6 protein-coding genes are annotated in these 8,113 nt (G+C 31.8%); 2 read left to right on the forward strand and 4 right to left on the reverse strand.

Annotation, left to right across the window (positions count from 1 at the left end):
* Positions 1-51: 51 nt before the first annotated feature.
* Both ACH2BG_RS05975 and ACH2BG_RS05980 read right to left on the reverse strand, forming a co-directional pair.
* Positions 52-666, reverse strand: coding sequence for a deoxynucleoside kinase (locus ACH2BG_RS05975; protein ID WP_395046806.1), 615 nt, complete (start codon positions 664-666; stop codon positions 52-54).
* A complete protein-coding gene (locus ACH2BG_RS05980) occupies positions 666-1,457 on the reverse strand; it encodes a hypothetical protein (RefSeq protein WP_395046807.1) in 792 nt (263 codons plus the stop codon). Before ACH2BG_RS05980 ends, ACH2BG_RS05975 begins: the two co-directional genes overlap by 1 nt.
* A gap of 94 nt (positions 1,458-1,551) precedes the next feature.
* Here ACH2BG_RS05980 and ACH2BG_RS05985 point away from each other — a divergent pair, with 94 nt between their 5' ends.
* Together ACH2BG_RS05985 and ACH2BG_RS05990 are read left to right on the forward strand one after the other, a co-directional pair.
* A complete protein-coding gene (locus ACH2BG_RS05985; protein WP_395046808.1) occupies positions 1,552-2,484 on the forward strand; it encodes a GLPGLI family protein in 933 nt (310 codons plus the stop codon).
* 116 nt (positions 2,485-2,600) lie between these two features.
* Positions 2,601-5,321: a carboxypeptidase regulatory-like domain-containing protein gene (locus tag ACH2BG_RS05990; protein WP_395046809.1), complete on the forward strand. Its 2,721-nt coding sequence runs from the start codon at positions 2,601-2,603 to the stop codon at positions 5,319-5,321.
* 131 nt (positions 5,322-5,452) lie between these two features.
* On the opposite strand, the gene ACH2BG_RS05995 is transcribed toward ACH2BG_RS05990, so the two are convergent.
* Together ACH2BG_RS05995 and metK are read right to left on the reverse strand one after the other, a co-directional pair.
* Entirely contained in the window at positions 5,453-6,316 is an 864-nt protein-coding gene (locus ACH2BG_RS05995) for an outer membrane beta-barrel protein (RefSeq protein WP_395046810.1), read from the reverse strand.
* Between the two features lie 115 nt (positions 6,317-6,431).
* Positions 6,432-7,682: a methionine adenosyltransferase gene (metK, locus tag ACH2BG_RS06000; RefSeq protein WP_395046811.1), complete on the reverse strand. Its 1,251-nt coding sequence runs from the start codon at positions 7,680-7,682 to the stop codon at positions 6,432-6,434.
* Positions 7,683-8,113: the final 431 nt, after the last annotated feature.

Raw genomic sequence — 8,113 nt, forward strand, 5'->3', positions numbered from 1 at the left:
AATGCCTCACAAATTTTGTGAGGCATTTTTTATATCTATTAGTAATTTTTTTTAAAACAAACCATTTAGCTCAGCATCAATTCTATTTAGAATCATACCTAAATCTTCGGGATTGTTTACAAAATCTACATTGTCAACATCAATAATTAATAATTTTCCTTTGGTATAACTAGTTGCCCAAGCTTCGTAACGTTCGTTCAGGCGACTCAAATAATCTATCGAAATAGAGTTTTCGTACTCACGACCACGTTTGTGTATTTGCCCTACTAAATTAGGTATCGAACTACGTAAATAAATTAACAAATCTGGCGGACCAACCAAACCTTCCATCAGTTCGAAAAGCGAAGAATAATTCTGAAAATCACGATTAGTCATTAATCCCATTGCATGAAGATTAGGTGCAAAAATATGAGCATCCTCATAAATGGTTCTGTCCTGTATTATTTTTTTACCGCTTTCGCGAATTTGTAATACTTGACGAAAACGACTATTTAGAAAATAAATTTGAAGGTTAAACGACCAGCGCTCCATCTGATGATAAAAATCATCTAAATAAGGATTGTCTACGACATCTTCAAAATGCGGTTCCCATTTAAAATGTTTAGCCAAAAGTTTGGTTAGTGTTGTTTTTCCGGCACCTATATTCCCTGCGATTGCTATATGCATTATGGTAAATTAATTTTATAATTTGTAATTCCTTCGGATGTAAAAATAGATAAATTTTGTTCTTTATAATAAAAACTAGTGTAGCTTTTTTGTTCTAAATTGATTAATGTTTTTTTGTCGCCATTTAGAGCGTAATAATACAGCAAATCATTTTTCTTAAAGATAATGCTTAGGTTTGAGGTCAATTGTACTGAATCGAAATCAGGCACTTTTCCTAAAGCTACTATTTTTCCGAAAATATCACAGGAATAACAATAATTTCTTTCGTCAATCCAATAGAAATTATTAAAATTTGTTTGATAATATTTGATAACTCCAGAAATTGGAACGGTTATGTTTTTGTACTCTTTTTTCGAATAATCATACAATCCTATTTGCTGACTTATTGAATTGAAAACCCAAAGACTGTTGTGAGAAGAAATCCCTACCGCACTTGCTATAATGTTCTTTGAGTTTTCAGAAAAACTAATTTTTTCTATCTCATTCAGTTGGTTGTCAAGAATTATGACGCTATTGAAGTTTTCGTAAAACAAAATAATTTTTAATGAATTCTGAATGTCAACTCTCGAAATTTTGCCTAAAGCAATATTTTTATATTGAAAATTTTCCGTTTTTTTAATTTTAAATAAAACCGAATTTTTTATATAATATTTATAACCAAAAGCATCTTCTCCAACATATTCATCAGCTTCAATAAACTCCGAGCCCATTTGTGAAGCCACAGGATTTGTATATTGGCAATACGTCAATGACGAAACAAGCAAAACGATAAGAAGTACAAACTTTTTCATTGATGCAAATTACGATTTATTTAACAAATCATTGGTAACAAAACACAATTTCATTCGCCATATTTGCAGAACAAACATTAAATAGAATCAAAAAATGAACAAAATAATCACAACACTAGCACTAGTAATTATAAGTTTCACCTCATTTGCACAAGATTTTCAGGGCATGGCAGTATATGAATCTAAAACCAGTACCGCCGATTTTAAATCTAGAATGGAAGGTAACAAAGACATTACGCCTGAAATGCAAAAAATGTTTGAAGAAAGAATGAAAAGCATGTTCGAAAAGACATTTGTACTTAATTTTGACAAAAACACCTCTATTTATAAAGAAGAAGAAAAACTAGATGCACCGGGAACACAAAGCGGTGGAGGTATGAGAATGATGTCTTCGTTTATGGGCGGAGGCGGAACGCAGTATAAAAACATCAAAGAAAAAACTTTTACTATTGATAGAGAAATTATGGGAAAAGAGTTTCTAATTCAAGATACTTTACCCAAATTAGCTTGGAAAATGAGCCAAGAAACTAAAGAAATTGGCGGTTATATGTGTTTTAAAGCCACTGCAAAACAGAAAGCAAGTCAGTCTGATTTTAGAAATTTCAGAATGAAAAAACAAGAAGAAAATAAAGATAAAAAAGACTCGAGCGTTAGCGAACAGGCGAAGCAAACAACCGAAAAACCAAAATCAACGACTTTAATGGCGTCTGATGGCGAAATCCCTAAGGAAATTGAAGTGATAGCTTGGTATACACCAGAAATTCCAGTAAGCAATGGTCCAGAAAATTATTTTGGTTTACCAGGTTTAATTCTCGAAGTAAGCGCAGGAAAAACTACTTTGTTGTGTTCTAAAATCGCAATGAATGTGAAGGACAAGAAAGAAATAAAAGCACCAACAAACGGAAAAGTAGTGACCCAAAAAGAATATGACGAAATCGTAGCTAAAAAAATGGAAGAACTAAAAGAAATGAATCAAGGTCAAAGCCGTGGTGGAAATGGTGGTATGCAAATCAGAATGGGAAGGTAATTCTGCAAAATTAAAAATCATAAAGTTTAAAAGTGAAAAGTCAATACACGCAAAGGCTTTATGACTTTTGACTTTATGACTTTTGACATATTATAAATATTTCTTAAATGCCTTATATGGTAAATCTAAAACTCAAAAAAATGTTTTTGTTGTTACTTTTATTCATGACATCAATCACATTTTCTCAAAGTATCACTTTTCAAGGAATCGTAAAAGACACGACAAATGCGCCACTCGAAATGGCAAATGTCATGGCAGTAAATCAAGTTACAAAAGCAGTCGATTCCTATTCGATAACCAATGATAAAGGGAAGTTTCAGCTTTCACTAAAAGCAAATGCTACTTATAATGTAAAGTTTTCTTATCTGGGTTTAAAAACAAAAAATCTTGTTATTGCTACAAAAGCCGAAGATATTTCGCAAACAATCACTTTAAATGCTGATGCGACGGAATTAGCCGGAGTCGAAATTGTAAGGCAAATGCCAGTTTCTATAAAAGGTGATACTATCATTTATAATGCCGATTCTTTTAAAACTGGAACCGAACGCAAACTAGAAGATGTCCTCAGGAAATTACCCGGAGTCACTGTAAATAAAGATGGAGAAGTAGAAGTAGAAGGTAAAAAAGTATCGAAGCTCATGGTAGAAGGCAAAGACTTTTTTGACGGAGATACAAAATTAGGAGTCAAAAACATTCCAGCCGATGCAATAGATAAAGTACAAGTTTTAAGAAATTATAATGAAGTTGGTGCGCTAAAAGGTCTTGAAAATAACGAAGATAATGTGGCTATGAATATCAAACTAAAATCAGGAAAAAAGAATTTCTGGTTTGGTGATATGACAGCAGGAATAGGAGTTGGTCACACCGAAAGTAGATACGAAGTAAACCCGAAATTATTCTATTATAGCCCACAATATAGTGTAAATGTTTTAGGAAATTTCAATAATATTGGCGAATTACCCTTTACAGTTCAAGATTATTTTAAGTTTACAGGCGGTTTCAAAAATATGATGAAAAAAGGAGGAACAAACTTTAATGTTTCATCAAATGATTTAGGGATTTCGTTACTTAGAAACAATCGAGCAAAGGAAATTGAAACGAAATTTGGAGCGACAAATTTCTCTTATAACCCAATAAAAACTTTAAGTGTTTCAGGATTTGCAATTCTTTCTGCTACCGAAACTGATTTGGAAACAAAAAACCAAACCAATTATCTAAATACGGACGGAACCACAAAAAGTGCAGAAAACAGAGATGAAATTACTCGTCAAAAAAGTAATTTGGGGTTGTATAAACTAAGCGGAACCTATAAACCAAACGCAAAATTGCAAATAGATTATGATGTTTTGGCAAAACAATCCAAACAAGATGAAAACAACAATTCGGACCAAGATGTTTTTGGACCAAATTCAATTTTTATCGATAATCAAAACATAATTACTAATAAAAAACAAAATCCATTCTCGTTAAATCAAAATTTCAATGCTTATTATACTAAGAATGACAAGAATGTTTTTGCGTTAGAAATTCAAAATTTGTACCAAAACGAAAATCCGTTTTATAATGCCAATTTAGAAAACCAACCCTTCAATTTTAGCGATTATGTTTTAAATGAAGCAAGAAATAATATTAATCAAAATCGTTTAATAAAAACAAATAAAACCGATTCAAAATTAGATTATTACTATATGCTTACACCAAAAAGCAACATCAATGTGACTTTAGGGAATACTTATTCTTATCAATCATTCAATTCAAATATTTTTCAGATTTTAGATAACGGAACAACAAACAATATAAATTCTGTTGAAAATATAAATGATGTGAAATACAGTTTCAACGATGTGTTTTTGGGCTTGCATTACAAATTTCTAACAGGGAAATTCACGTTCAATCCAGGATTTTCAGTTCACAACTACTATACAAACGATGCGCAATTGGGTACAAATAGGAAAAGTAATTTTTATAGAATTTTGCCCGATGTATATGCTCTGTATCAAATAAAAAAATCGGAAACGCTAACCTATAATTATGGCATAACTACAGATTTTACTGATGTAAATAAGTTCGCTGTAGGAAATGTATTCTCTAACTACAACTCATTATTCAAAGGAAATAGAGATTTAGAAAACGCATTATCTCATACCCATTCCTTGAGATTTTTCAAATACAATATGTTTAATTTCGAAAATATATTTGCTAATATTTCTTATTCTAAAAAAGTAAATCCAGTAAAAAACGCATCGACCTTTTTAGGAATAAACCAAGTAAGTACGGCTATTAATTCTAATTTTGCCGACGAATCTATAAGTGGAGCCGCAAATTACGGACGTTCATTCTTACGAAATTATAAGGCATCGCTAACTTTGGCTGGGAGTTGGTCTAAATTCAATAATATTCAAAATAATTTGACACAAACCAACGAAAGTTTGACGCAAAATTATACTATCAAAGCATCAACAAATTACAAGAATTTACCTAATGTAGAAATAGGTTATAATTATTTGATAAATGATTATCAGAACGCAAAATTTTACACCAAAACGCCTTCTGTGAAAATAGATTACTACTTTTTAGATGCTTTTTCTTTTGTGTCAGAATATGAGTTTTATAATTATACAAACAACACAAAAACAGTCAAAAACGAATATGATTTCTTAACTGCAAGTCTAATTTATCAGAAAAAAGGAAGTAAAATAGAATATAAAATCTCGGGAACAAATTTGCTTAATACAACTTCGTTAAACGATGATAGTTTCTCGCAATTTTCTACGAGAACCTCACAATATACAGTGCAACCAAGATATTTAATATTCAGTTTGAAGTATGATTTGTAGCTATTTCCCGCCATACGCTATATCTTTTCCTCGCTAAAGAAGCGAGAAAAAGGATGCCGCTTCTGTCGGGGGCTAAAAAACAAAAAAGCCTGACTATTTTAGTCAGGCTTTTTTTTAATCTCAAATGAAATTTACAAACTGTATTTCAACCCAATGTTGATACCTAAAGTGTTATAATTGTATGATGTTTTCGGTGCTTTCAATGGTTGGTTTGGATCTGAAGAACTCAAAGTTGGGTTTTCAGTGTACTCATATTCTCTCTCATTGATATCTAAAGTTGCTAATTCGTCAACTCCATTGTGAATATATTTTGTCATTTTACCATCTTTTGGAGCATAACTTAGATTGTTCATGTTAAGCTCACCAAATAATGATAATTTAGGAGTAAGGCCAAAACTCATACCTAATCCAGCATGAAAACCAAATGCAATTCCACCTTTTGCTTCTACTTCCGCGTTGTATATATCACTTCCATTAACACTATTGTATTCTTCGATAATTTTTCCAGAACCAATGATAGCACCAAATTTTGCATAAGGATTAATTGTTGCATAGCCTCCTGATAATACAAATGTTGGTTTAATTTGAAGCATTCTTGAATGAAGTGACTGTGTTGCATAATCTCCACTTAATTCAGTTTGTTTTGCTTCTGTTTTGCTTCCCATTAAGTAATCAACTTCTAGTTCAGCACCAAAACGATCGTTAAACATATAACCAATTGTTGCGCCAAAATTTAATCCTTTGCCTAAGTTTACATCTACCACTTCAATTCGGTCATCACCACTGGTTTCAGTCACATTCCAAAAAGGAGTAGGAGCAATAGCTAGAGGAGTTTCATAATAACTTAGTTGGGAATTGCTTGCTGCAAAATTATACCCCACATTAGTTTTAAAATAAAGACCTTTACTTCCTGTAGAAGTCATGCTTTCTTGTGCGTTTGCGTTTTGTGCAAATAAAGCAGTAATTACTGTTAAACCTAAAATTAATTTTTTCATGTTTTTAAATGTTTATTTTAATTAGGGGTAAAAATATTTTTAAAAAACGAGACCATCATTATAAGGCATAAAAAAACCGACTAAGTGTCGGTTTTTATCGGTATGTTTTATTTTTTTACAATCCAAAAGCACTTTTTACAGTATCTACAAAATCTAATTTTTCCCAAGTAAACAACTCAACTTCTACAGTTTTTGTTAATCCACCAGGAGCCGAAAATGTTTTAGTTACAGTTTCGGGAGTTCTTCCCATGTGGCCGTAAGCTGCAGTTTCGCTATATATTGGGTTTCTTAATTTCAAACGTTGCTCGATAAAGTAAGGTCGCATGTCAAAAATATCTTCTACTTTTTTGCTAATTTCTCCGTCAGTCAAATTTACTTTGCTAGTTCCGTAAGTAACCACGTTTATCGATGTTGGTTTAGCTACACCAATAGCATAAGACACCTGAACTAAAATTTCGTCGCATATTCCTGCAGCAACCAGGTTTTTAGCAATATGACGTGTTGCATAAGCAGCACTTCTATCTACTTTACTTGGATCTTTTCCGGAAAATGCACCACCACCGTGAGCTCCTTTTCCGCCGTAAGTGTCAACAATGATTTTTCTTCCCGTAAGTCCAGTATCTCCGTGTGGTCCTCCAATTACGAATTTTCCAGTTGGGTTTATGTGGTACGTGATTTGGTCATTAAATAAATGCGCATATTGCGGATATTTTGCTTTAATTCTAGGGATTAAAATGCCAACTAAATCAGTTTTAATTTTTGCTAACATAGTAGCTTCCTCATCAAAATCATCATGTTGTGTGGAAATTACAATAGCATCAATTCTTTGTGGTTTGTTATCGTCAGAATATTCTAAAGTTACCTGAGATTTTGCATCTGGACGAAGGTATTTAATTTCGTTATTTTCTCTTCTTAAGTTAGCCAATTCAATCAACAAAGCATGAGATAAATCTAATGCCAATGGCATATAGTTTTCAGTTTCGTTAGTTGCATAACCAAACATCATTCCTTGGTCTCCAGCGCCTTGCTCTTCTTTGCTAGCTCTATCTACACCTTGGTTTATATCTGCTGATTGCTCGTGTATTGCCGAAAGAATTCCACAAGAATTCGCTTCAAACATATATTCGCTTTTCGTGTATCCAATTTTTCTAATCACTTCTCTTGCAATTTGCTGCACGTCAAGATAAGTATTCGATTTTACTTCGCCAGCAAGAATTACTTGTCCAGTAGTCACTAACGTTTCGCAAGCTACTTTCGATTCAGCATCAAAAGCCAAAAAATTATCTATTAATGCATCACTAATTTGATCTGCAACTTTGTCTGGGTGTCCTTCACTTACTGACTCTGACGTAAATAAATATGCCATAATATAATTATTTAAAATTAATTTAGTGAAGAAAAAAATGGGATTGCAAGGGAATGATAAAGAAGAATTTCTGCTTTAGCATTTTTTTAACGAGGTTGCAATCAGTTCAAATTTTTCCTCTTGATTTTCGTTTGCAAATGTATGAAAGGAAATCGAATTGCAAATTAATCTTAACTTTTTTTTTGATTAAAATAAATTTATTTTAAAGGTTAATGTAAAATCTTATGTATTGTAAAACAGAATGTTTTTCGTAAAATAATCTATTAAAATATATTTAGAATATAAAATTTAGAAAAATAATCTAAAATATTTGTTTGTTTAGAAAATAAAACTACATTTGCAAAATAAAATTAGAAACAAAAAATGAAATTTACTATTTGTAATATGTGTTGTATGATGTCGGAAAATTCCGCAGAGCACCGCATTGAGAT

The sequence above is a fragment of the Flavobacterium sp. genome (assembly GCF_043779715.1).
GTDB lineage: Bacteria > Bacteroidota > Bacteroidia > Flavobacteriales > Flavobacteriaceae > Flavobacterium.